General features: G+C 59.4%; 13 protein-coding genes. 9 read left to right on the top strand and 4 right to left on the bottom strand.

The annotated features are described in order from the left end of the window. The first annotated feature begins 124 nt into the window (after window positions 1-124). The 8 genes from B723_RS22670 to B723_RS22635 all read left to right on the top strand — a co-directional run bounded on the left by B723_RS22670 (window position 125) and on the right by B723_RS22635 (window position 18,260). Complete coding sequence (locus tag B723_RS22670; protein WP_017338483.1) at window positions 125-1,441, top strand: MdtA/MuxA family multidrug efflux RND transporter periplasmic adaptor subunit; 1,317 nt, start codon at window positions 125-127, stop codon at window positions 1,439-1,441. Further along, on the top strand, window positions 1,438-4,542 hold the full coding sequence (locus B723_RS22665) for an MdtB/MuxB family multidrug efflux RND transporter permease subunit (RefSeq protein WP_017338484.1): 3,105 nt from the start codon (window positions 1,438-1,440) through the stop codon (window positions 4,540-4,542). The genes B723_RS22670 and B723_RS22665 overlap by 4 nt, the downstream gene beginning before the upstream one ends. Further along, entirely contained in the window at window positions 4,539-7,646 is a 3,108-nt protein-coding gene (locus tag B723_RS22660) for an efflux RND transporter permease subunit (protein ID WP_017338485.1), read from the top strand. The genes B723_RS22665 and B723_RS22660 overlap by 4 nt, the downstream gene beginning before the upstream one ends. Further along, window positions 7,643-9,118 (top strand): efflux transporter outer membrane subunit, encoded by a 1,476-nt coding sequence (locus tag B723_RS22655; RefSeq protein WP_017338486.1) that lies wholly within the window; start codon window positions 7,643-7,645, stop codon window positions 9,116-9,118. Before B723_RS22660 ends, B723_RS22655 begins: the two co-directional genes overlap by 4 nt. A 213-nt stretch (window positions 9,119-9,331) precedes the next feature. Then, window positions 9,332-11,413, top strand: coding sequence for a putative bifunctional diguanylate cyclase/phosphodiesterase (locus B723_RS22650; RefSeq protein WP_017338487.1), 2,082 nt, complete (start codon window positions 9,332-9,334; stop codon window positions 11,411-11,413). A 222-nt stretch (window positions 11,414-11,635) separates the two neighbouring features. Continuing rightward, window positions 11,636-12,382, top strand: a complete 747-nt coding sequence (locus B723_RS22645) for an SDR family oxidoreductase (protein WP_017338488.1) — start codon at window positions 11,636-11,638, stop codon at window positions 12,380-12,382. Between the two features lie 88 nt (window positions 12,383-12,470). Next, window positions 12,471-15,242 (top strand): RHS repeat-associated core domain-containing protein, encoded by a 2,772-nt coding sequence (locus tag B723_RS22640; protein ID WP_052909706.1) that lies wholly within the window; start codon window positions 12,471-12,473, stop codon window positions 15,240-15,242. A 258-nt stretch (window positions 15,243-15,500) separates the two neighbouring features. After that, window positions 15,501-18,260, top strand: a complete 2,760-nt coding sequence (locus B723_RS22635) for an RHS repeat-associated core domain-containing protein (protein WP_238588296.1) — start codon at window positions 15,501-15,503, stop codon at window positions 18,258-18,260. A gap of 20 nt (window positions 18,261-18,280) precedes the next feature. Here the strand turns inward: B723_RS22635 and mapR are convergent, their stop codons facing one another. The 3 genes from mapR to B723_RS22620 all read right to left on the bottom strand — a co-directional run bounded on the left by mapR (window position 18,281) and on the right by B723_RS22620 (window position 21,727). Continuing rightward, window positions 18,281-19,690: a GntR family transcriptional regulator MpaR gene (mapR, locus tag B723_RS22630; protein ID WP_017338490.1), complete on the bottom strand. Its 1,410-nt coding sequence runs from the start codon at window positions 19,688-19,690 to the stop codon at window positions 18,281-18,283. A 177-nt stretch (window positions 19,691-19,867) separates the two neighbouring features. Beyond that, on the bottom strand, window positions 19,868-21,298 hold the full coding sequence (gene ccoG, locus B723_RS22625) for a cytochrome c oxidase accessory protein CcoG (protein WP_031318843.1): 1,431 nt from the start codon (window positions 21,296-21,298) through the stop codon (window positions 19,868-19,870). Window positions 21,299-21,493: 195 nt separating this feature from the next. Then, on the bottom strand, window positions 21,494-21,727 hold the full coding sequence (locus B723_RS22620; RefSeq protein ID WP_017338492.1) for a DUF3203 family protein: 234 nt from the start codon (window positions 21,725-21,727) through the stop codon (window positions 21,494-21,496). Between the two features lie 122 nt (window positions 21,728-21,849). On the opposite strand from B723_RS22620, the gene B723_RS22615 reads away from it, so the two are divergent. After that, the gene (locus B723_RS22615) at window positions 21,850-22,359 is read left to right on the top strand and encodes an MgtC/SapB family protein (RefSeq protein WP_017338493.1); all 510 of its coding nucleotides are present in this window, start codon (window positions 21,850-21,852) and stop codon (window positions 22,357-22,359) included. A 139-nt stretch (window positions 22,360-22,498) separates the two neighbouring features. Here B723_RS22615 and B723_RS33505 read toward each other — a convergent pair whose 3' ends face one another. Beyond that, window positions 22,499-22,666, bottom strand: coding sequence for a hypothetical protein (locus tag B723_RS33505; RefSeq protein ID WP_017338494.1), 168 nt, complete (start codon window positions 22,664-22,666; stop codon window positions 22,499-22,501). Window positions 22,667-22,728 lie beyond the last annotated feature (62 nt).

Below are 22,728 nucleotides of genomic sequence, written 5' to 3'. Positions count from 1 at the left end.
GCTTCAGTGTCTTAGATAAATCTCCTGTTACGTAAGCCGAAGGTAAATTGCCGGTAAAGGCGCTTTGCTAAATACCCGACAGTGCTTATCGTTCAGCCTCCCGTAGAAGAAGCCCACGCGCCCAATGGTTGATCATTCAATGCAATCCTCCGCTTCCCGTAGTCCTCGTCGCTGGCTGTTCGGCCTGCTTGTCCTGTTGGTCATCGCTGGCCTGTGCTGGAAATTCTGGCCCGGCAGTGCTGCGCCAAAAGAAGGTGCAGGACAAAAAGCCGTGGCGGGGCATACCGGTCGTTCGGGCGGCATGCGTCCGGGTTTCGGGGGCGCGACGGGGCCGGTTCCGGTGCGTGTGGCGCCAGCGGTCAAAGGCGACTTCCCGCTGTACTACAAGGCGCTGGGCACCGTGACGGCGCTGAACACCATCAATGTGCGCAGCCGGGTGGGCGGCGAGCTGATCAAGGTGTCATTCGAAGAAGGGCAGATGGTCAAGGCCGGCGATCTGCTGGCTGAAATCGACCCGCGTCCTTACCAGAACGCCTTGCTGCAGGCCGAAGGCACCTTGCTGCAAAACCAGGCGCAACTGAAGAACGCTCAAGTCGATGTCGAACGTTATCGCGGCCTGTACCGTGAAGACAGCATCGCCAAGCAAACCCTGGACACCGCCGAAGCGCTGGTCGGCCAGTATCAGGGCACGGTCAAGACCAATCAGGCGGCGGTCAATGACGCCAAGCTCAATCTCGAATTCACCAGGATCCGCGCGCCGATTACCGGTCGTGTGGGCCTGCGTCAGCTCGACGTCGGCAACCTGGTGGCCGTCAATGACACCACGGCGCTGGCGATCATCACCCAGACCCAACCGATCAACGTTGCCTTCACCTTGCCGGAAAACAGCCTCGACGTGGTGCTGGCCCGCTATCGCAGTGGCGCCAAACTGCCCGCCGAAGCCTGGGACCGTGGCGACACCAAAATGCAAGCCACCGGTGTGTTGCAGAGCCTCGACAACCAGATCGACGTCACTACCGGCACCCTGAAATTCAAGGCTCGCTACGAAAACCGCGATCAAGCGTTGTTCCCCAATCAGTTCGTCAACGTCCACCTGCTCGCCGACACGCTCAAAGACGTGGTACTCGCGCCTTCGGCAGCCATCCAGTTTGGCACCAATGGCACGTTCGTCTATGCAATGGATGGCGACAAGAAGGTCACGATCCGTCAGTTGAAAGTCGGCGCCAGCGACGGTGAAAACACCGTAGTCACCGAAGGCCTGACCGCCGGCGATCGCGTAGTCCTCGAAGGCACCGACCGCCTGAAGGAAGGCAGTGAAGTAGAAGTGGTCAATGACACCAAGGACGTGCCGACCTCTCCGACCGGGCACCTGCAGGGCAAACCGGCGGCCAGCGCGACTGATCCGGCGACCACCGACAAGGCGAAAAAGGGCGGCGCATGAACATCTCGCGGCTGTTCATCCTTCGCCCGGTCGCCACGACCCTGAGCATGCTGGCCATTATTCTGGCCGGCGTCATTGCCTATCGGCTGTTGCCGGTGTCGGCCTTGCCCCAGGTCGATTACCCGACCATTCGCGTCATGACCCTTTATCCCGGCGCCAGCCCGGACGTCATGACCAGCGCCGTGACCGCGCCGCTCGAGCGTCAGTTCGGGCAGATGCCCGGCCTGACCCAGATGGCCTCGACCAGTTCCGGTGGCGCCTCGGTGCTGACCCTGCGGTTCAGCCTCGACATCAACATGGACGTCGCCGAGCAGCAGGTGCAGGCCGCGATCAACGCCGCCACCAATCTGCTACCCAAGGACCTGCCCGCGCCGCCGGTGTACAACAAGGTCAACCCGGCGGACACCCCGGTGCTGACCCTGGCGATCACGTCCAAGACCATGTTGCTGCCCAAGCTCAATGACCTGGTCGATACGCGCATGGCACAGAAAATCGCCCAGATCAGTGGCGTCGGCATGGTCAGCATTGCCGGCGGTCAGCGTCAGGCGGTGCGGATCAAGGTCAACCCCGAAGCCCTGGCGGCCAACGGTTTGAACCTGTCGGACGTGCGCACCTTGATCGGTGCCTCCAACGTCAACCAGCCCAAGGGCAACTTCGACGGTCCGACCCGGGTCTCGATGCTCGATGCAAACGATCAACTGACCTCGCCCAAGGATTACGCCAACCTGATCCTGGCCTACGCCAACGGTGCGCCATTGCGGCTCAAGGACGTGGCGGAAATCGTCGACGGAGCGGAGAACGAACGTCTGGCGGCGTGGGCCAACGAAAACCAGGCCGTGTTGCTGAACATCCAGCGCCAGCCCGGCGCCAACGTCATCGAAGTGGTCGACCGGATCAAGGCGTTGCTGCCGAGCATCACGGATAACCTGCCGGCCGGCCTCGACGTCACTGTGCTGACCGACCGCACCCAGACCATCCGTGCGTCCGTCACCGACGTACAACACGAATTGCTGATCGCCATCGCGCTGGTGGTGATGGTGACGTTCCTGTTCCTGCGGCGCGCCAGTGCCACGATCATTCCTTCGGTGGCCGTGCCGCTGTCGTTGATCGGCACCTTCGGCGTGATGTACCTCGCCGGTTTTTCGGTCAATAACCTGACCCTGATGGCCCTGACCATCGCCACCGGTTTTGTGGTGGACGATGCGATCGTCATGCTGGAGAACATTTCCCGGTTTATCGAAGAGGGTGACAGCCCGTTGAACGCGGCGCTCAAGGGCGCCAAGCAGATCGGCTTTACCCTGATTTCCCTGACCTTGTCGCTGATCGCTGTACTGATCCCGTTGCTGTTCATGGCCGACGTGGTGGGGCGTTTGTTCCGCGAGTTTGCGATCACGTTGGCGGTGGCGATCCTGATTTCCCTGGTCGTCTCGCTGACCCTGACACCGATGATGTGCGCGCGACTGCTCAAGCGCGAACCCAAGGAAGAAGAACAGGGCCGTTTCTACCGGGCCAGCGGTGCCACAATTGATTGGATGATCGCGGCTTACGGGCGCAAGTTAAAGTGGGTTCTCAAGCATCAACCGCTGACGTTGCTGGTGGCGATCGGCACCCTGGCGCTGACTGTATTCCTTTACATGGTCGTGCCGAAGGGGTTCTTTCCGGTGCAGGACACTGGCGTTATTCAGGGCATTTCCGAGGCGCCGCAGTCGATTTCCTTTGCAGCAATGAGCGAGCGGCAACAGGAACTGGCCAAGGTGATCCTGGCGGATCCGGCCGTAGAGAGTCTGTCTTCCTATATTGGCGTCGATGGCGATAACTCGACGTTGAACAGCGGTCGTTTGCTGATCAACCTCAAGTCCCACAGCAACCGCGATTTGAGTGCCACCGAAGTGATTGCCCGCCTGCAACCGGAACTGGACAAGCTGGTCGGCATTCGTCTGTTCATGCAGCCGGTTCAGGACCTGACCATCGAAGACCGCGTAAGCCGTACGCAGTACCAATTCAGCATGTCGTCGCCGGATTCCGAGTTGCTCAACCTGTGGAGTGGTCGTTTGGTGGAAGCACTGGCCCAACGGCCGGAGCTGACCGATGTTGCCAGTGATTTGCAGGACAAAGGGCTGCAGGTCTACCTGGTGATCGACCGTGATGCGGCGTCGCGGGTCGGGGTGTCGGTGTCGAACATTACCGACGCGCTGTACGACGCGTTCGGTCAGCGGCAGATTTCCACCATTTACACCCAGGCCAGCCAGTACCGCGTAGTGCTGCAATCGCAGTCCGGCGAGAAGATCGGCCCGGATGCGCTGAACCAGATTCACGTCAAGACCACCGATGGCGGGCAAGTGCGCCTGTCCAGCCTGGCGCACATAGAGGAACGTCAGGGGCAGCTCGCGATCACTCACATCGGCCAGTTCCCGGCGGTGATGATGTCCTTCAACCTTGCGCCCGGCGTGGCGCTGGGGCATGCGGTGGAAATCATCGAGCAAGTGCAGAAAGACATCGGCATGCCGATTGGCGTACAGACCCAGTTTCAGGGCGCGGCCGAAGCGTTCCAGGCGTCGTTGTCGAGCACGTTGCTGCTGATTCTGGCAGCGGTGGTGACCATGTACATCGTGCTCGGCGTGCTCTATGAGAGCTACATCCACCCGATCACCATTCTCTCGACCTTGCCGTCCGCGGCGGTCGGCGCCTTGCTGGCGTTGCTGTTGAGTGGCAATGACCTGGGGATGATCGCGATCATCGGCATCATCCTGCTGATCGGTATCGTGAAGAAGAACGCGATCATGATGATCGACTTCGCCCTCGACGCCGAGCGCAATCAGGGCATGGACCCGGAGACGGCGATCTATCAGGCAGCGCTGCTGCGCTTCCGGCCGATCCTGATGACCACGCTGGCGGCATTGTTCGGTGCCGTGCCGTTGATGCTGGCCACCGGTTCCGGCGCTGAGCTGCGTCAGCCCCTGGGTCTGGTGATGGTCGGTGGTTTGTTGGTCAGCCAGGTGCTGACGTTGTTCACCACACCGGTCATTTACCTCTACTTCGACCGCCTCGGTCGGCGCTGGGGCCGTCAGGCCGAGCCCGTGGAAGTGGTCGAACAGCCATGAACCTCTCCGGACCTTTCATCAAGCGCCCGGTCGCAACGATGTTGCTGAGCCTGGCGATCATGCTGCTGGGCGGGGTGAGCTTCGGCTTGCTGCCGGTGTCACCGCTGCCGCAAATGGACTTCCCGGTGATCGTGGTCCAGGCCAGTCTGCCGGGGGCGAGCCCGGAGGTGATGGCTTCGACCGTGGCTACACCACTCGAACGTTCCTTCGGCGCCATCGCCGGGGTCAACACCATGAGCAGCCGTTCCAGCCAGGGCTCGACCCGGGTGATTCTGCAGTTCGACCTTGATCGCGACATCAACGGCGCGGCGCGCGAAGTGCAAGCGGCGATCAACGCCTCGCGCAACCTGCTGCCGAGCGGGATGCGCAGCATGCCGACCTACAAGAAGGTCAACCCGTCCCAGGCGCCGATCATGGTGCTGTCGTTGACCTCGGATGTGCTGGAAAAGGGCCAGCTCTACGATTTGGCCTCGACGATCCTGTCCCAGAGCCTGTCCCAGGTGCAGGGCGTAGGTGAAGTACAGATCGGTGGCAGCTCCCTGCCGGCGGTGCGGATCGAACTCGAACCCCAGGCGCTCAACCAGTACGGCGTGGCGCTGGACGATGTGCGCAACACCGTCGCCAATGCCAACGTGCGTCGGCCGAAAGGCTCGGTCGAAGACGGTCAGCGGTTGTGGCAGGTCCAGGCCAACGATCAGCTGGAAAAAGCCAAGGACTACGAGTCGCTGATCATTCACTACAACGGCGGTGCAGCACTGCGGTTGAAGGATGTGGCCAAGGTCAGCGATGGCGTCGAGGACCGTTACAACAGCGGTTTCTTCAACAATGACGCGGCGGTCTTGCTGGTGATCAACCGTCAGGCCGGCGCCAACATCATCGAGACGGTCAACGAGATCAAGGCTCAGCTCCCGGCACTGCAAGCCGTACTGCCGGCCAGCGTCAAGCTGAACCTGGCCATGGACCGCTCGCCGGTGATCAAGGCGACCCTGCACGAAGCGGAAATGACCCTGCTGATCGCCGTGGCGCTGGTGATCCTGGTGGTGTTCCTGTTTCTCGGTAACTTCCGCGCCTCGCTGATTCCGACCCTTGCGGTACCGGTGTCGCTGGTGGGCACCTTCGCGGTGATGTACCTGTACGGATTTTCCCTGAACAACCTGTCGCTGATGGCGCTGATCCTGGCCACCGGGCTGGTGGTGGACGACGCCATCGTGGTGCTGGAGAACATCACCCGGCACATCGACGAAGGCGTGCCGCCGATGAAGGCCGCTTACCTCGGGGCGCAGGAAGTCGGTTTCACGCTGCTGTCGATGAACGTCTCGCTGGTCGCAGTGTTCCTGTCGATCCTGTTCATGGGCGGGATCATCGAAAGCCTGTTCCGTGAGTTTTCCATCACCCTGGCCGCGTCCATCGTGGTGTCGTTGGTGGTCTCGCTGACCCTGACACCGATGCTCTGCGCCCGTTGGCTGAAGCCGCATACGCCGGGTGAGGAAAACCGCCTGCAACGCTGGAGCCACCGCGCCAACGAGTGGATGGTCGCTAAATACGCCACCAGCCTGGATTGGGTGTTGCGTCACCGTCGCCTGACCTTGCTCAGCCTTATCGTGATAGTTGGCGTTAACATTGCGCTGTATGTCGTTGTTCCTAAAACATTCATGCCTCAGCAAGACACCGGTCAGTTGATCGGTTTTGTGCGGGGCGACGACGGTCTGTCGTTCAGCGTCATGCAGCCGAAAATGGAAACGTTCCGCCGCGCTGTACTCAAGGATGAAGCGGTGGAAAGCGTCGCCGGCTTCATCGGTGGCACCAACGGCACCAACAACGCCTTCATGCTGGTACGCCTGAAACCGATCAAGGAGCGGGGCGTTTCTGCGCAAAAAGTCATCGAGCGCCTGCGCAAGGAAATGCCCAAGGTCGCCGGCGCGCAGTTGATGCTGATGGCGGATCAGGACCTGCAATTTGGCGGCGGCCGCGAGCAGACCACCTCGCAGTATTCCTACATCCTGCAAAGCGCCGACCTTGGCGAACTGCGCCAGTGGTATCCGAAGGTGGTGACCGCGCTCAAGGCGTTGCCGGAGCTGACCGCGATTGACGCCCGTGAAGGACGCGGGGCGCAGCAGGTGACCTTGATCGTCGATCGCGACCAGGCCAAACGCCTGGGGGTCGACATGGACATGGTCACCGCCGTCCTGAACAACGCCTACAGCCAGCGACAGATTTCAACCATCTACGACAGCCTCAACCAATATCAGGTGGTGATGGAGGTCAATCCGAAGTACGCCCAGGACCCGATCACCCTCAAGCAGGTTCAGGTAATCACCGCCGATGGCGCGCGGATTCCGCTGTCGACCATCGCCCATTACGAAAACAGCCTGGAGGACGACCGTGTCAGCCACGAAGGTCAGTTCGCCTCCGAGAGCATTTCCTTCGACATGGCTGAAGGCGTGACGGTGGAGCAGGGCACTGCGGCCATCGAACGGGCGATTGCCAAGCTCGGCATGCCGGAAGACGTGATTGTGAAAATGGCCGGCACCGCCGACGCTTTCGCCGCGACCCAGAAGAGCCAGCCGTGGATGATTCTTGGCGCGCTGGTGGCGGTGTATCTGGTGCTGGGTGTGTTGTATGAAAGCTACATCCATCCACTGACCATTCTCTCGACCTTGCCGTCGGCCGGGGTCGGCGCGTTGCTGTCGATCTATGCGCTGGGCGGTGAGTTCAGCCTGATCTCGTTGCTCGGGCTGTTTTTGCTGATCGGCGTGGTGAAGAAAAACGCCATTCTGATGATCGACCTCGCATTGCAACTTGAGCGGCATCAGGGCCTGGAACCGCTGGCGTCGATTCGCAGCGCTTGCCTGCAACGTCTGCGTCCGATTCTGATGACCACGCTGGCCGCGATCCTCGGTGCCTTGCCGCTGCTACTGAGCCGTGCCGAAGGTGCGGAAATGCGTCAACCACTGGGCCTGACCATCATTGGCGGGTTGATTTTCAGTCAGGTCCTGACGCTTTACACCACCCCGGTGGTTTACCTCTATCTCGACAAACTGCGCCATCGCTTCAACCACTGGCGTGGGGTGCGTACCGATGCTGCCCTGGAAACTCCGCTATGACTGACCGTTCGCTAATCAACCTGTCCGCACCGCTGATCACGGCCCGAGGCTCGCGCCTGTTGAGCCTGTCGCTGTGCGTTGCGCTGCTCAGTGCCTGCGCCATCGGCCCGGATTACCAGCGCCCGCCAACCGCTGCGCCGGTGCAGTACAAGGAAGCGGCCGGTTGGCGTCAGGCCAATCCGAGCGATTCCCTGGCCCGCGGTGCGTGGTGGGAATTGTATGGCGATCAACAATTGAATGGCCTGATCGAGAAACTCAACAGCGCCAACCAGACGGTTGCCCAGTCCGAAGCCCAATACCGTCAAGCCCAGGCGTTGGTGCGCAGTGCTCGCGGTGCGTTTTTTCCGACCGTGGACCTGACGGTCGGGAAAAACCGCTCCAGCCAGGGCACCGGCAGCAGCAGTTCGAGCCTGACCAGTTCCTCCAGTGGTATCCGCGACACCTATACCGCACAGGCAGGGGTCAGTTGGGAAGCCGACGTCTGGGGCAAGCTGCGCCGCGGGCTGGAAGCCGACACCGCCAATGCCGAGGCGAGTTTTGCCGATCTGGCGGCGATGCGGTTGAGCCAGCAGTCGGAACTGGTGCAGAACTACCTGCAATTGCGCGTGATCGATGAGCAGAAACGTCTGCTGCAAGCCACGGTCGAGGCCTATCAACGCTCGCTGAAAATGACCGAAAACCAGTACCGCGCCGGTGTTTCCGGCAAAGATGCGGTGGCCCAGGCCACCACCCAGCTCAAGAGCACCGAGGCCGAACTGGTCGATCTGATCTGGCAGCGTGCGCAGTTCGAGAACGCCATTGCCGTGCTGATCGGGTTGCCGCCGGCCGAGTTCAGCCTCGCGGAATCCGCGGATATCCCGATGCTGCCCGAGGTGCCGCTGAACCTGCCTTCGCAGTTATTGGAACGCCGCCCGGACATCGCCTCCGCCGAACGCTCGGTCATGGCCGCCAACGCTAACATCGGTGTGGCCAAGGCCGCTTATTACCCGGACCTGACGTTGAGTTTGAATGGCGGTTACAGCAGCAGCACCACTTCGAACTGGATCAGTGTGCCGAACCGCTTCTGGTCGGTCGGCCCGCAACTGGCGATGACCTTGTTCGACGGCGGCCAACGGTCGGCGGAAGTCGATCGCAGCGAAGCAGCCTACGACGAAACCGTCGCCAAGTACCGCCAGACCGTGCTCGACGGCTTCCGCGAGGTGGAGAATTATCTGGTCCAGCTCAAGGTCCTGGAGAACGAATCGGCCGTGCGTCAGCAGGCCCTGGACGCGGCGCGTGAGTCCTTGCGCCTGACCCGGAATCAGTACAAGGCCGGGTTGATCGCTTATCTGGATGTAGTGGTCGTGCAAGCCACTGCGCTGAACAACGAACGCAACATGCTGGATTTGTTGCAGAGCCGCTTGATTGCCAGCGTGCAGTTGATTGCGGCGCTGGGTGGCGGATGGGATGGCCAGCTCGACCGTAACTTGTAGGTCACTCGACAGCGCCTACAGGGCGCCCGGCGGCGCGTGGGGTGGGCTCCGGGAACGCCAATCCAACATCATCGCCAGCAATCAAACAAGCGTTTCATCGGGTTGATGGCCTTTTGCTAATTTTGTCAGTGCGTTCTTTCATGCAATCAGTACAATCGCCGGATTTGTCCCCCGAGAATGGAAGCAGTACGGCGGGTCGTCACGAGAAGTCCCATGCTCATCGGTAGCTATTCCCCCACGCTGGTTATCATCTCGCTTTTTGTGGCGATTCTCGCGTCCTACACCGCGCTCGACATGACCGGGCGCATCGCCACGGCCAAAGGCCGTGCCGTGCATTTGTGGACGGCCGGCGGCGCTTTGGCGATGGGCATCGGCGTGTGGTCGATGCATTTCATCGGCATGCTCGCGTTTGAACTGCCGATTGACCTCGGCTACGACGTTACCCTGACGGCCCTGTCGCTGCTGACCGCCATTCTGTCTTGCGGCTTTGCCCTGTGGCTGGTCAGCCAGCCACAACTGCCGGGCTGGCAACTGGCGTTCGGGGCGCTGGTGATGGGGGCTGGCATCAGCGCCATGCACTACACCGGCATGGCGGCCATGCGCATGCAACCGGGTATCGATTACGACCCGACATTGTTCGGCGCCTCTTTGCTCATCGCCGTCGGCGCCTCGGGCGCTGCATTATGGATCGCCTTCCGCCTGCGCCGGCACACGCCTTCTGTCAGTCTGCTTCGAGGCGGCGCGGCGGTGATCATGGGCATTGCCATTGTCGGTATGCACTACACCGCCATGGCCGCTGCGCGTTTTCCAGACGGCAGTTTTTGTGGCGCGGCGATCAACGGTTTGAACGGCAAGGGCCTGGACAGCCTGGTACTGATCACTACGATGGCGGTGCTGAGCATTGCCTTGCTCACCTCGATTCTCGATGCGCGCCTGGAGGCTCGCACCGCCGAGCTGGCCCATTCGCTGACAGAGGCTAATCGCGAACTCACCCAACTGGCGCTGCACGACACCCTGACCGGTCTGCCAAATCGGGTGTTGCTGGCTGACCGTATCGACCAGGCCATGTCGAGAGTGCAGGAGCAAGGCGGTTGTTTTGCCTTGATGTTCATCGATCTGGACGGTTTCAAGCCGGTCAATGATGCATTCGGCCATCACATGGGGGACCAGTTGCTGCGCGAAGTCGCACTGCGCCTGCGTGAGGACTTGCGTAGCCAGGACACGCTGGCGCGGATTGGTGGCGATGAGTTCGTGCTGTTGGTGCAACTGGCTGATGAACATGACGCACTGAATCTGGCGGCGCGGCAAGTCGGGCTGATCGCGCGCTCGTTTCGCGTTGCTGAACATGATTTGCAAATATCCGCCAGTGTCGGCATCGCCCTTTATCCGGGAAACGGCCAGACCTGCGAAGAACTGCTGATGAACGCCGACGCGGCGATGTATCACGCCAAGGGCGCGGGCAAAAACGGCTACAGCTTCTTCGACGCCTCGATGAACAGCAACGCGCGCAAACAGCTGCAATTGCTGCAAGACCTGCGCAATGCAGTGGAACAGCAAGAATTCTGCCTCTACTACCAGCCAAAATTCGATGCCGGCAACGGCCGGCCTGTCGGCGCCGAGGCGTTGTTGCGCTGGGTGCACCCGACGCAGGGCATGCTGCTGCCGGACAAGTTCATCGAACTGGCGGAGAAGACCGGCCTGATCATTCCAATCGGCGATTGGGTGCTCAACGAAGCCTGCCGGCAAATGCGCGAATGGTACGTGCTCGGTTACACCGACTGGCGCATCGCCGTGAATCTGTCGGCTTTGCAGTTCTGCCACGCTGGCCTGGTCCAGAGTGTCGCCAAGGCGTTGGCTACGCATCATTTGCCGGCTAACAGCCTGACCCTGGAAATCACCGAAACCACCGCCATGAGCGATGCCGATGCGAGCATGATGGTGCTTAACGAACTCTCGGAGATGGGTGTCGACCTGTCGATTGATGATTTTGGTACTGGCTATTCGAGCCTGATGTACCTCAAGCGCTTGCCGGCCAACGAACTGAAAATCGACCGGGGGTTTGTTCGCGACCTGGAACGGGACAGCGACGACGCAGCCATCGTTTCCGCCATCGTCGCCCTCGGCCAGGCGCTGGATTTGCGCATCGTTGCCGAAGGCGTGGAAACCGATGTGCAGCAGGATTTCCTGACTCAACTCGGTTGCGACTCGTTGCAGGGCTATCTGTTGGGGCATCCGCTGCCGGCGGAGCGCTTCATGGTGGATATTCTTCGCGGGGAGCGGTTGGCGGTAAGTTGACCCCTCTGTGGCGAGGGAGCTTGCTCCCGCTCGACTGCGCAGCAGTCGTAAAACAATGTATGCGGTTAACTGATGCACTGCGACGCAAGGCTTTGGGGCTGCTGCGCAGCCCAGCGGGAGCAAGCTCCCTCGCCACAGGACAACCACAGACCCCATGCAAAACCCGCCAATGGCGGTTATTCTTGGCCCCGACTGCAAACGCTTTAACGGGGAAACGCTCGCATGGACAAAGTCATCGTCATCACCGGCGGCAGCCGCGGCATCGGCGCCGCCACAGCCTTGTTGGCCGCCGCACAGGGCTATCGGATCTGCATCAACTATCAATCCGACGAAGAGGCGGCGCACCGCGTGCTTGAGCAAGTACGCGCCCTCGGTGCCCAGGCCATCGCGGTACGAGCCGACGTCAGTATCGAAGACGAAGTGATCGGGCTGTTCAACCGCGTTGACGCCGAACTGGGCCGGGTGACCGCGCTGGTCAATAATGCCGGGACCGTGGGGCACAAATCCCGCGTCGACGAAATGTCCGAGTTCCGCATTCTCAAAACCCTCAAGACCAACGTCCTGGCGCCGATCCTCTGCGCCAAGCACGCCGTGCTGCGCATGTCGCCGAAACACGGCGGGCAGGGCGGCAGTATCGTCAACGTATCTTCGGTCGCCTCGCGCCTGGGAGCGCCAAATGAGTACGTGGATTACGCGTCGTCCAAAGGCGCGCTCGACACGTTTACCATCGGCCTGTCCAAGGAAGTGGCGGGCGAAGGCATTCGGGTCAATGCCGTGCGCCCCGGTTACATCTACACCGATTTCCATGCGCTGAGCGGCGATCCGGACCGGGTCAGCAAACTGGAATCGGCGATCCCGATGGCGCGCGGGGGCCGGCCGGATGAAGTGGCTGAGGCGATTGTGTGGTTGTTGTCGGACAAGGCTTCTTACGCGACCGGCACGTTTGTTGATCTTGGTGGTGGGCGCTGAATGGCTGTCTACTGTCATTTGTGACAGTAGACGTCGATAGCTCGCGCACCTAAATTACGAGTGGCCTCTCATCGGTGAGCGCCACGACTTGTACAACCATACGCCATCAATCAGTGTCATTGAGCCCCGCGGTTTACTTGTCCGTGCCCTGGCCTATTATCGACGCGTCGCCGGCGAAGCGGTGGTGACGCGAGTCACGCACCAGCTTTATGACGCGGCGAGTCGGCTCACTGAACAGCGCGATCCTCGCTTGTTTGCCCTGGCGCAGTCCGGCGTCGCGGTGCCGCCGAATCTGGTCAGCATCCCAAGCCTTTCCGGCCAGCCACTGTGCAGCGACAGCGTCGATGCCGGCTGGCAACTGAGTTTGCCCGGTGCGGCCGGGCAGCCCATTGAATCGTGGGATCAGCGAGGCTGGCACCGCCGCACCGAAGTTGATGCGTTGCTGCGACCGGTGGCAATCTTCGAGCACAGCGTCGACGAAGCCGAGCTCTGTGCCGAGCGGATCACCTGGGGCAGTTCTTCGACGGACAATGCGCGGCACAATCGCTGCGGCCAACCGGTGCGACAGGATGATCCGGCGGGGAGCCGATTGCTGCCCGAGTACGGGCTGTCGGGTGTGGTCCTCGCCGAAGTCCGTCGTTTCCTCGACAGCCTGGATCCGCCGGACTGGCCCCTTGCGGAGGCTGAACGCAACGGGTTGCTGGAGCCGGATGAGGGCGCGCGTTCTGCCTGGCACTTCGCAGCCACTGGCGAGGCGCTGAGCCAGACCGATGCCAAAGGCCACGTCCGCCACTTCGCCCATGATCGGGCCGGCCAGCTGCGCGAAGTTCGCCTGCAACGGGCCGGACAACCTGCCGCCGAAACGCTGGTCAGCGCCCTCGAGTACAGCGCGCTCGGACAGGTTCAGCAGGAACTCGCCGGCAACGGCATGCGCACCGTTTCCAGTTATGACCCGGCCGATGGGCATCTGCTGTCGCTGGCCAATCAAGGCCCGGACGGCATGTTTTTGCAAAACCTGAGCTACCGCTATGACCCGGCGGGCAACATCACCGAAATCACCGACGCCGCGTTACCGATCCAGTATTTCGCCAACCAGCGCATCGAACCGGTCCGCCGCTTCATCTACGACACGTTGAATCAACTGATCAAAGCCACTGGCTGGGAAACCGCCAAGCCTTCATTCGGTCCCGCATTACCCGAGTGGCAAGCCTTCGGCCCGCCCGATGCCAGCCGTTGGCGCAACTACAGCGAAACCTATCACTATGACGAGGCCGGCAATCTGCGGGAGCGCATTCATCTCGGTGCCGAGAACGACACGTTGATCATGCGGGTGGCGGAGCACAGCAATCGCAGCATCAAAGATCGACCAGGTGCGGATCTGGAGGCGCTGTTCGATGTTCGTGGCAATTTGCTGGAGCTGCAACCCGGTCAGGCGTTGCAGTGGAATGGTCGCAATGAATTGGCCCAGGTCACCCAAGTAACCCGGATCGCTGCCGCCGATGATTGGGAGCGCTACGTTTACGATGCTGAAGGCATGCGTCTGCGCAAATGCCAAAGTGCTGCAGCGAAATCCGTCATCCATACAGCCGAAGTACGCTACTTGCCGGGCATCGAACTGCACACCAACAGTGCCACGGGTGAGCGGTTGCAGGTTATCAGTGTTCAGGTGGGGCGCTGTACGGTGCGGCTGCTGCATTGGGACAGTCCGCCCCCCGATGACGTGGAAAACGACCAACTGCGTTACTGCTTCGACGATCACCTGGGGTCGAGTGCGATTGAAGTGGATGCGCAGGCGAAACCGATGAGCCAGGAAGTGTATTACCCGTTTGGCGGCACGGCGTGGCTGGCGGGGCGGCAGGAGGTGGAAAGCAGTTACAAGACTATCCGTTACTCGGGCAAGGAACGAGATGCGACGGGGCTTTATTACTATGGCGCGCGTTTTTACGCGCCATGGTTACAGCGGTGGCTGAGTCCAGACCCCGCGGGGGATATAGATGCGTTAAATTTTTATGATTTTGTAAACAATAGGCCGCTTGTATTTTTTGATCCCGACGGATACGCCCCAATTTCAGCTGCCGAATATGATGTTATGTTCGAACAGAAAATCGGAATTCCTGACATTGTCAAGCATAGAGGAATGGCGAACATCAGTCTTCACCTGCCACTTTTGGCTAGCAAACTAAAAGAAGCGCTTAAATTAGCAGTAGAGGGTTTGAGTCGAAGTGTGGAGGAGTTGAAAAATGGTAGCCATGATCGAGAAAAACTGAACGCACACTTCGGAGTTGAAGGTGGCAGCAATACTGATCAGTTAATCAAGGTTTACAAAGAAGCATTGTCAGGACTTAAGCGAATTACTGACATCTCTGAAAAAATTGTCGTTTTCGACGATGTCGATGGCGACTACGCAGATACCGCCGCATTTGTCATTCCTGGCGATAGAAGAGAAAAAATATACGTAAACAATCAGTTCTTCACAAGTGCTTCGACAGAAGAGTTAGCTTTTATTATTATTCATGAGCGCATTCATCAAAGCAAAGTTATAAGTGCTCAAAAAGACTTATGGTATTTGGTGCCGACATCTAGCGACTATGCTGGCGCCAAACTTGTCAGCGGAAACGTTGACTTAAAAACCTCGAAAAATGCGGCCATGGCAAGCATGTCGAAAAGAATGATGACGACAACAAATATTGTAATAGACGATATCGATCCTAGCGTTCAAGATGACTTTGTAAACGTTGCGGGGGGCGCATCCATTGATGAAGCATTAGAGAGTTTCAAAAAAACTCCTGCGCTTCGAACAAAAATGGCATTTAGAAATCCTGATAACTACGCGAGTTATATTATGGCTCCGGCTATTTAAATGGCGCGACTCAATGAGTGTCTTGCCTTGGAGATTATTCAAGGACTGCTCAAAAATACCGCACAATCCGCCACAGCGAGTTTATCTGCTCTAGCATTCCAACCTCTGATCAACGGGGACCAACGTCTACTGTCATTGTTGACAGTAGACGTTGGTCCCCGGCACGCCTAGATTGCGAGTGGCCTCTCCATCGTTGAGTGCCACGATTTGCACAGTTACACACCGTCAATAAGCGCCATTGAGCCACGCGGGTTGCCCGTGCGTGAGGTGGTTTATCATCGACGCGATGTGGGTGATCCCTTTGAAACGCGGGTCACGCATCAGCTTCACGATGCAACGGGCAGGCTCACCGAGCAATGGGATCCCCGTTTGTTTGCGTTGATGCAGTCGGGTGCTGCGGTACCACCCAATCTACATACTTTTTACAGCCTGTCAGGCCAAAGTCTGTGCAGCGACAGTGTCGATGCCGGCTGGCAACTGAGCTTGCCCGGTGCGGCCGGGCAGCCCATTGAAGCGTGGGATCAGCGAGGCTGGCACCGCCGCACCGAAGTTGATGCGTTGCTGCGACCGGTGGCAATCTTCGAGCACAGCGTCGACGAAGCCGAGCTCTGTGCCGAGCGGATCACCTGGGGCAGTTCTTCGACGGACAATGCGCGGCACAATCGCTGCGGCCAACCGGTGCGACAGGATGATCCGGCGGGGAGCCGATTGCTGCCCGAGTACGGGCTGTCGGGTGTGGTCCTCGCCGAAGTCCGTCGTTTCCTCGACAGCCTGGATCCGCCGGACTGGCCCTTCGCCGAGACTGAACGCAACAGCTTGCTGGAGCCGGGTGACGGTTCGCAGTCTGCCTGGCACTTCGCGGTCACCGGTGAGGCGCTGAGCCAGACCGATGCCAAAGGCCACGTCCGCCACTTCGCCCATGATCGGGCCGGCCAACTGCACGAAGTTCGCCTGCAACGGGCCGGACAACCTGCCGCCGAAACGCTGGTCAGCGCCATCGAGTACAGCGCGCTCGGACAGGTTCAGCAGGAACTCGCCGGCAACGGCATGCGCACCGTTTCCAGTTATGACCCGGCCGATGGACATCTGCTGTCGCTGGCCAATCAAGGTCCGGACGGTGTGTTTTTGCAAAACCTGAGCTACCGCTACGACCCGGCGGGCAACATCACCGAAATTACCGACGCCGCGTTACCGATCCAGTATTTCGCCAACCAGCGCATCGAACCGGTCCGCCGGTTCACCTACGACACGCTGTATCAATTGATCAAAGCCACCGGCTGGGAAACCGCCAAGCCCTCATTCGGCCCCGCATTGCCCGAGTGGCAAGCCTTCGGCCCGCCCGATGCCAGCCGTTGGAGCAACTACAGCGAAACCTATCATTACGATGAGACCGGTAATCTGCTGGAGCGCACTCATCTCGGTGCCGAGAACGACACCTTGACCATGCAGGTGGCGGCGCACAGCAATCGCAGCGTCAAAGATCGACCGGGTGCGGATCTGGAGGCGCTGTTCGATGCTCGCGGCAATCTGCTGGAGCTGCAACCGGGTCAGGCGTTGCAATGGAATGGTCGCAATGAATTGGCCCAGGTCACCCAAGTCACCCGGATCGTTGCCGCGAATGATTGGGAGCGCTACGTTTACGATGCTGAGGGCATGCGTCTGCGCAAATGGCGCAGCGCTGCGGCGCACTCCATTACCCATACAGCCGAAGTACATTACCTGCCGGGTATCGAACTGCACACCAACAGCGCCACGGGTGAGCAGTTGCAGGTCCTCAATGTTCAGGCCGGGCGTTGTTCCGTGCGGCTGCTGCATTGGGACAGCCCGCCGCCCGACGGCGTGGAAAACGATCAGTTGCGTTACTGCTTCGACGATCACCTGGGGTCGAGTGCGATTGAAGTGGATGCGCAGGCGAAACCGATCAGCCAGGAAGTGTATTACCCGTTTGGCGGCACGGCATGGCTGGCGGGGCGGCATGAGGTAGAAACCAGTTACAAGACTGTGCGTTATTCTGGCAAGGAGCGAGATGCGACGGGGCTTTATTACTATGGTGCGCGTTATTACGCGACGTGGTTGCAGCGCTGGTTGAGTCCGGACTCGGCGGGGAATGTGGATGGTCTGAACTTTTATCGTTTTGTCAGAAATAATCCTATTAAGTATGTGGACCAACAAGGAAAGTTTTCGATTCTGGCGTGGATAAGTGATCGAATGATCGAGCGGAATAAAGACGACCATGTTTTGATCGAACAGCGAGGAATGAAGAATATTAGAAAGCACCTTCCGCAACTGGCAAACGCATTGATTGAAGCTTTTTATAGGTCTGAGAAGGTATTGGAAGATGTCGTGGCAGAGCTGGAAGGCGGAGGCTTTGATAGGGGCCTTATTAATGATTACTTTGGTGCAGTTGACTCTGATGATATTGACTGGCTCGTGCAAGGCTATCGTGAAATTCTAAACGATATTCGCGAGCTGCAAGACAAACCAGAAAAAATGGTAGCTTTTTCTGATGCTGAAAGTTTGAGCAAGTCTTGGGCGTTTGTTTTGCCCAATGATAGGCGGCGAAAAATATACTTCAACTCATATTTTATTGCGCGCGGAACAGTGGAAAGCAATAGTCATGTATTAATTCATGAGCTGACACATCGCAGTAAAACATTGCGGTCTGAAGACTGGTGGTATTTAAGTGTTCCGATTGGTGATGAATTAAACGGCGTTCTCACAATAAGCGGTGATCGTTACGTAGTGGACGAACTACAATACATAGCAATGGAGGCTGCGTCGAAAAATATGATGAGTGGCGTGGATGCTGATGAGCGTAATATTAAATCTGGAACCCGGCGATATTTCTTATTGGCCGCCGAAGCCGATAATATGGATGAGGCATTCAAACGTTTTAAAGAAAACCCGGCGCTTAGGACGCACATGGCTCTTAATAACGCCGATACGCTAGCGGCTTTCTCTAATGCGATAAGCCGAGAAAGATCAAGCCGCAGTGCTCAGCTTTCATTGCACCAATAGTTAGACGGCATTTGTCACTGTCAAAACGACCTTACAATTCGTCCCAACGTCTCCATCGCCTTTTCCGAAGCCTCATCCCAAGGGCTCCCATAATTCAACCGAATACAATTCCTGAACCGCTGCGCCGGCGAAAAGATCGGCCCCGGCGCAATGCTGATCCCCTGCGCCAACGCCATCTGAAATAACTTCAATGAATCCATCTGCGCCGGGAGTTCCAGCCATAAAAAGTAGCCGCCAGCCGGCTGACTGACGCGGGTCTGCGCCGGAAAGTAGCGCGCAATCGCCGCCAGCATCGCACTCTGCTGCTCTTCCAGCGCATAACGCAATTTACGCAAATGCCGGTCGTAGCCGCCATGTTGCAGGTAATCGGCAATGGCCGCCTGAGCTGGCATCGACGCGCACAGCGAGGTCATGAGTTTCAGTCGCTCAATCTTCTGCGCATAGCGCCCGGCAGCCACCCAACCGATGCGATAACCCGGCGCGAGGCTTTTGGCGAACGAGCCGCAATGCATCACCAACCCTTCGGTATCGAACGCCTTGGCCGGTTTCGGCGCCTGTTGCCCGTAATAGAGTTCGGCGTAGACATCGTCCTCGATCAGCGGCACCTGGTGGGTGCGCAACAATTCCACCAATTCACGCTTTTTCGCTTCGGGCATGGTCGCACCCATGGGGTTCTGGAAACTGGTCATGCACCAGCAGGCCTTGATCGGGTGGCGTTCCAGGGTTTGCGCGAGCACGCCGAGGTCGATGCCGTCACGCGGGTGTACGGGGATTTCCACGGCCTTGAGTTTCAACCGTTCGAGGATTTGCAGGCAGGCGTAGAACGCCGGGGCTTCGATGGCCACCAGATCGCCGGGTTCCGTGACGGCTTGCAGGCACAGGTTCAGCGCTTCCAGCGCGCCGTTGGTGATCAGCAGTTCTTCCATGGGCAGCATCAGGCCGCCGACCATGTAGCGCAGGGCGATTTGTCGGCGCAGTTGCGGGTTGCCCGGCGACATGTCGGTGACGACCATGCGCGGGTCCATGTCCCGGGCGGCACTGGCCAGGGAACGGGACAATCGTTGCAGGGGAAACAGGGTAGGGCTGGGGAACGCGGAACCGAACGGTACGGTGTTGGGGTCCTTGATCGAGTCGAGCACCGAGAACACCAGTTCGCTGACATCGACTTCGGTGGATTCGTTGACCTGGCTGCTGATCACCGGCTCCGAAAACGGGCTCGGTGCATGGGTGTTGACGAAATAACCGGAGCGCGGACGGGCGCGGATCAGGCCACGACGTTCGAGCAGGTAGTAGGCCTGGAACACCGTGGACGGGCTGACGCCGTAGGTCTGGCTGGCGTAGCGCACCGACGGCACGCGCTGGCCGGGGCCAAGGACGCCGGAGCGGATCAGTTCAGCGATGTCATCGGCGAATTTTTCGTAGCGTTTCATCTAAGGCCCGGTTGGAATTGTTCGGTTAGTGCACTGATGTGGCGAGGGAGCTTGCTCCCGCTCGGCTGCGTAGCAGTCGTAGATCTTTCGTAGATCTTGGGGGCGCTTCGCACCCCAGCGGGAGCAAGTTCCCTCGCCACAGAGGACCGCATCTCACAAGCACTGCATCTTAAAGGCTCAACGGTTCATCGGCGCAACAAAGCGGCTGTCCGCGACGCTATAAATGTCAGGCTCATCGCTGTCGACAATCTTGAAGCGGATGCTCTGCGAGCTGCTGCTCGGCCGTTCAGTGGTCATCGCCACGGACACCGGCACGTCAACAATCTCGCCGGGCGCCAGGCTCAGTTCGGTCTTGCCTTGCAACTGGAAGCCGTCGCCATCGACCAGGGCCAAACGGTAGTCCTGGCGTTGCTGGGTCTTGTTGATGACCTTCAAGCTGTAGATGTTTTCGATCTGCCCCAGACTGTTCTCGCGGAACAGGCCACGGTCCTTGCTGACGTCCAGCGAGACCATCGGCCGTTCGACGAGGGCCAGGGCGAGCGCACCGATCATCACCAGCAACACCGCGGTGTAGCCGATCAGCCGGGGTCGCAGCAGGTGGGTCTTGCCACCTTGCAACTCGTGTTCGGAGGTGTAGCTGATCAGGCCGCGGGCGTAGCCCATTTTGTCCATGATCGAATCACAGGCGTCGATACACGCGGCGCACCCGATGCACTCCATTTGCAGACCATCGCGAATGTCGATGCCGGTCGGGCACACCTGCACGCAGAGCTGGCAATCGATGCAATCACCAAGGCCGACTTCGGCAGGTTTCACGTCACGTTTGCGCGGGCCACGGTTTTCGCCACGGGCGACGTCGTAGGAGATGGTCAGGGTGTCTTTGTCGAACATCACGCTCTGGAACCGCGCATACGGGCACATGTGCATGCATACCGCTTCACGCAGCCAACCGGCGTTGATGTACGTGGCACCGGTGAAGAACAGCACCCAGAACAGGCTGACGCCGCCGATCTGCAGGGTCAGCAACTCTTCGGCCAGCGGCCGGATTGGTGTGAAGTAACCGACAAAGGTCAGGCCGGTCAGCAAACTGATTGCCAGCCACAAGGTGTGTTTGGCGGCGCGGCGCATCAGTTTGTTCAGGCCCCAGGGCGCCGCTTGCAGTTTGATCCGCTGGTTGCGTTCACCTTCGGTGATCTTCTCGCACCACATGAAAATCCAGGTCCAGGAGCTCTGTGGGCAGGTGTAGCCGCACCAGACGCGTCCGGCAAACACGGTGATCGCAAACAGGCCGAACGCCGCAATGATCAGCAATGCCGACAGGAGGATGAAGTCCTGTGGCCAGAAGGTCGCACCGAAGATGTGGAATTTGCTTTCAGAAAGATCCCAGAGCACCGCCTGGCGGCCGCCCCAGTTCAGCCACACCGTGCCGAAGAACAGCAGAAACAGAAAGCCCGCACCGCTCATGCGCAGGGTGCGGAACAGGCCGGTGAAGCTGCGGGTGTGGATCAGGTTGTCGCTGGATTTGGCCTTCATCTTTGGACGCGAAGGCTCATAGCTGCTGACTAACGGGACACTTTCTACGGTTCGGACGGGGATTCTTTCGCTCATGGTCATACGCTCATCAGCCTCCATCAGGCCGGGTCACTATGAGCGTCGATCTGTTTGCATAACAGACTCAGGTATCGCAATAAAAAGCGGATCAGATGAGCGCTTAGCCGCTACGTGCGACAACTTGAAGCACCTGCGGCAACGGGCCTACGGGCGCTATTACAGGCGCCCGCGGGTCGTATTGATCCGGGTCAGTCAAATCACCGAATCACTGTCCGTGGCCTTCAAATGCCGGCGACCGTCCACCGCACCTGCTACGGTCAATGCATCGGCTTCTGCTTCGGTGATGTAGATGTGCTGGCCGTTGATATCGACTGCCGACATTGCTTTCTCGGGGTCGGTGACGATGGTCACATCCGGGCACAGGCGGATTTCCTCGCCGTTCTCGGTGGTGAAAAAGCAGGTCTTGTTTTCGATGCGCACTGTCATGGAGAGGTCCTTTTTTCTGCGGGTTATACAAGGTTAGGGCTCAACAGGCGGCCATCGTTCTGTGCAACCGATTAATGGTCGGCGCGGTCCATCCTCTATCGATCATTTACAGGGAATGCACCATGGACGCCTGGTGGCATGAAGTTTGGGTGACGCTGCAAGCGGAGTTCGCTGACATTGGCGATGCCTCTCAACTGACACGTATCACGGTAAGACTGCTGATGGCCGCCGTGTTGGGCGGGATTCTCGGTTTTGAACGCGAGCACAAGGGCAAGGCCGCCGGTGTGCGTACGCACATGCTGGTGGCGCTCGGTGCCGCGCTGTTTGTGCTGGTGCCGCAGATGTCCGGCTCTCAGGCCGATGCCATGAGCCGCGTGGTGCAAGGGGTAATCGCCGGGATCGGCTTCCTCGGTGCCGGGACCATCCTTAAAAACCAGGAAGGCGATGAGGGCCACGTGAAAGGCCTGACCACCGCCGCCGGGTTGTGGTTGACAGCGGCGATTGGTGTTTCCGCCGGGTTGGGGCGTGAGGCGACGGCGGTGTTCAGTACGTTGCTGGCGTTGGCGATTTTCAGTGTGATGCCGAGGATCGTTAAGTTGCTTGAGAAAAACGAGCAGGAAGATAAGCCCTGACGGACGGCGCATTTGTGGCGGAGTAGCTTGTGTGGGGAGGGAGCTTGCTCCCGCTGGGGTGCGAAGCTCCTCCAAAAAATCACGACCGCTGCGCAGCCGAAGGGGATGGTGCGGCGTTCCGACAAGCTCCCTCGCCACTTTACTCGGGGGCAACGATCACCGGCGGCATCGTCTCCGGCGGATCTTCCCGCGGCGGCGGGGTAGTCCCCGGCGGCTCCTGCTCGGGCACCGGCGGCGGCTCGGTGGGAGGAATCGTCGGGGTGTCGATGTTTGGATCGGGTGTTTCAGCCGGGATTGGAATACTCATCGTTGAAGCCTCCAGTGGCAGATGGCGCAAGTCGTGCTTAAGTGGATTGACCTCTTTGCATA

Source organism: Pseudomonas fluorescens NCIMB 11764 (assembly GCF_000293885.2).
GTDB classification, from domain to species: domain Bacteria; phylum Pseudomonadota; class Gammaproteobacteria; order Pseudomonadales; family Pseudomonadaceae; genus Aquipseudomonas; species Aquipseudomonas fluorescens_B.
Note: the sequence above shows the minus strand (reverse complement) of the source record. Positions and strands in the feature narration are given on the sequence as shown.

What these genes read in the sequence shown, in the direction of transcription:
- B723_RS22670 (WP_017338483.1), top strand. Translation starts at nt 125, where the DNA reads ATGGTTGATCATTCAATGCAATCCTCCGCTTCCCGTAGTCCTCGTCGC.
- B723_RS22665 (WP_017338484.1), top strand. Translation starts at nt 1,438, where the DNA reads ATGAACATCTCGCGGCTGTTCATCCTTCGCCCGGTCGCCACGACCCTG.
- B723_RS22660 (WP_017338485.1), top strand. Translation starts at nt 4,539, where the DNA reads ATGAACCTCTCCGGACCTTTCATCAAGCGCCCGGTCGCAACGATGTTG.
- B723_RS22655 (WP_017338486.1), top strand. Translation starts at nt 7,643, where the DNA reads ATGACTGACCGTTCGCTAATCAACCTGTCCGCACCGCTGATCACGGCC.
- B723_RS22650 (WP_017338487.1), top strand. Translation starts at nt 9,332, where the DNA reads ATGCTCATCGGTAGCTATTCCCCCACGCTGGTTATCATCTCGCTTTTT.
- B723_RS22645 (WP_017338488.1), top strand. Translation starts at nt 11,636, where the DNA reads ATGGACAAAGTCATCGTCATCACCGGCGGCAGCCGCGGCATCGGCGCC.
- mapR (WP_017338490.1), bottom strand. Translation starts at nt 19,690, where the DNA reads ATGAAACGCTACGAAAAATTCGCCGATGACATCGCTGAACTGATCCGC.
- ccoG (WP_031318843.1), bottom strand. Translation starts at nt 21,298, where the DNA reads ATGAGCGAAAGAATCCCCGTCCGAACCGTAGAAAGTGTCCCGTTAGTC.
- B723_RS22620 (WP_017338492.1), bottom strand. Translation starts at nt 21,727, where the DNA reads ATGACAGTGCGCATCGAAAACAAGACCTGCTTTTTCACCACCGAGAAC.
- B723_RS22615 (WP_017338493.1), top strand. Translation starts at nt 21,850, where the DNA reads ATGGACGCCTGGTGGCATGAAGTTTGGGTGACGCTGCAAGCGGAGTTC.
- B723_RS33505 (WP_017338494.1), bottom strand. Translation starts at nt 22,666, where the DNA reads ATGAGTATTCCAATCCCGGCTGAAACACCCGATCCAAACATCGACACC.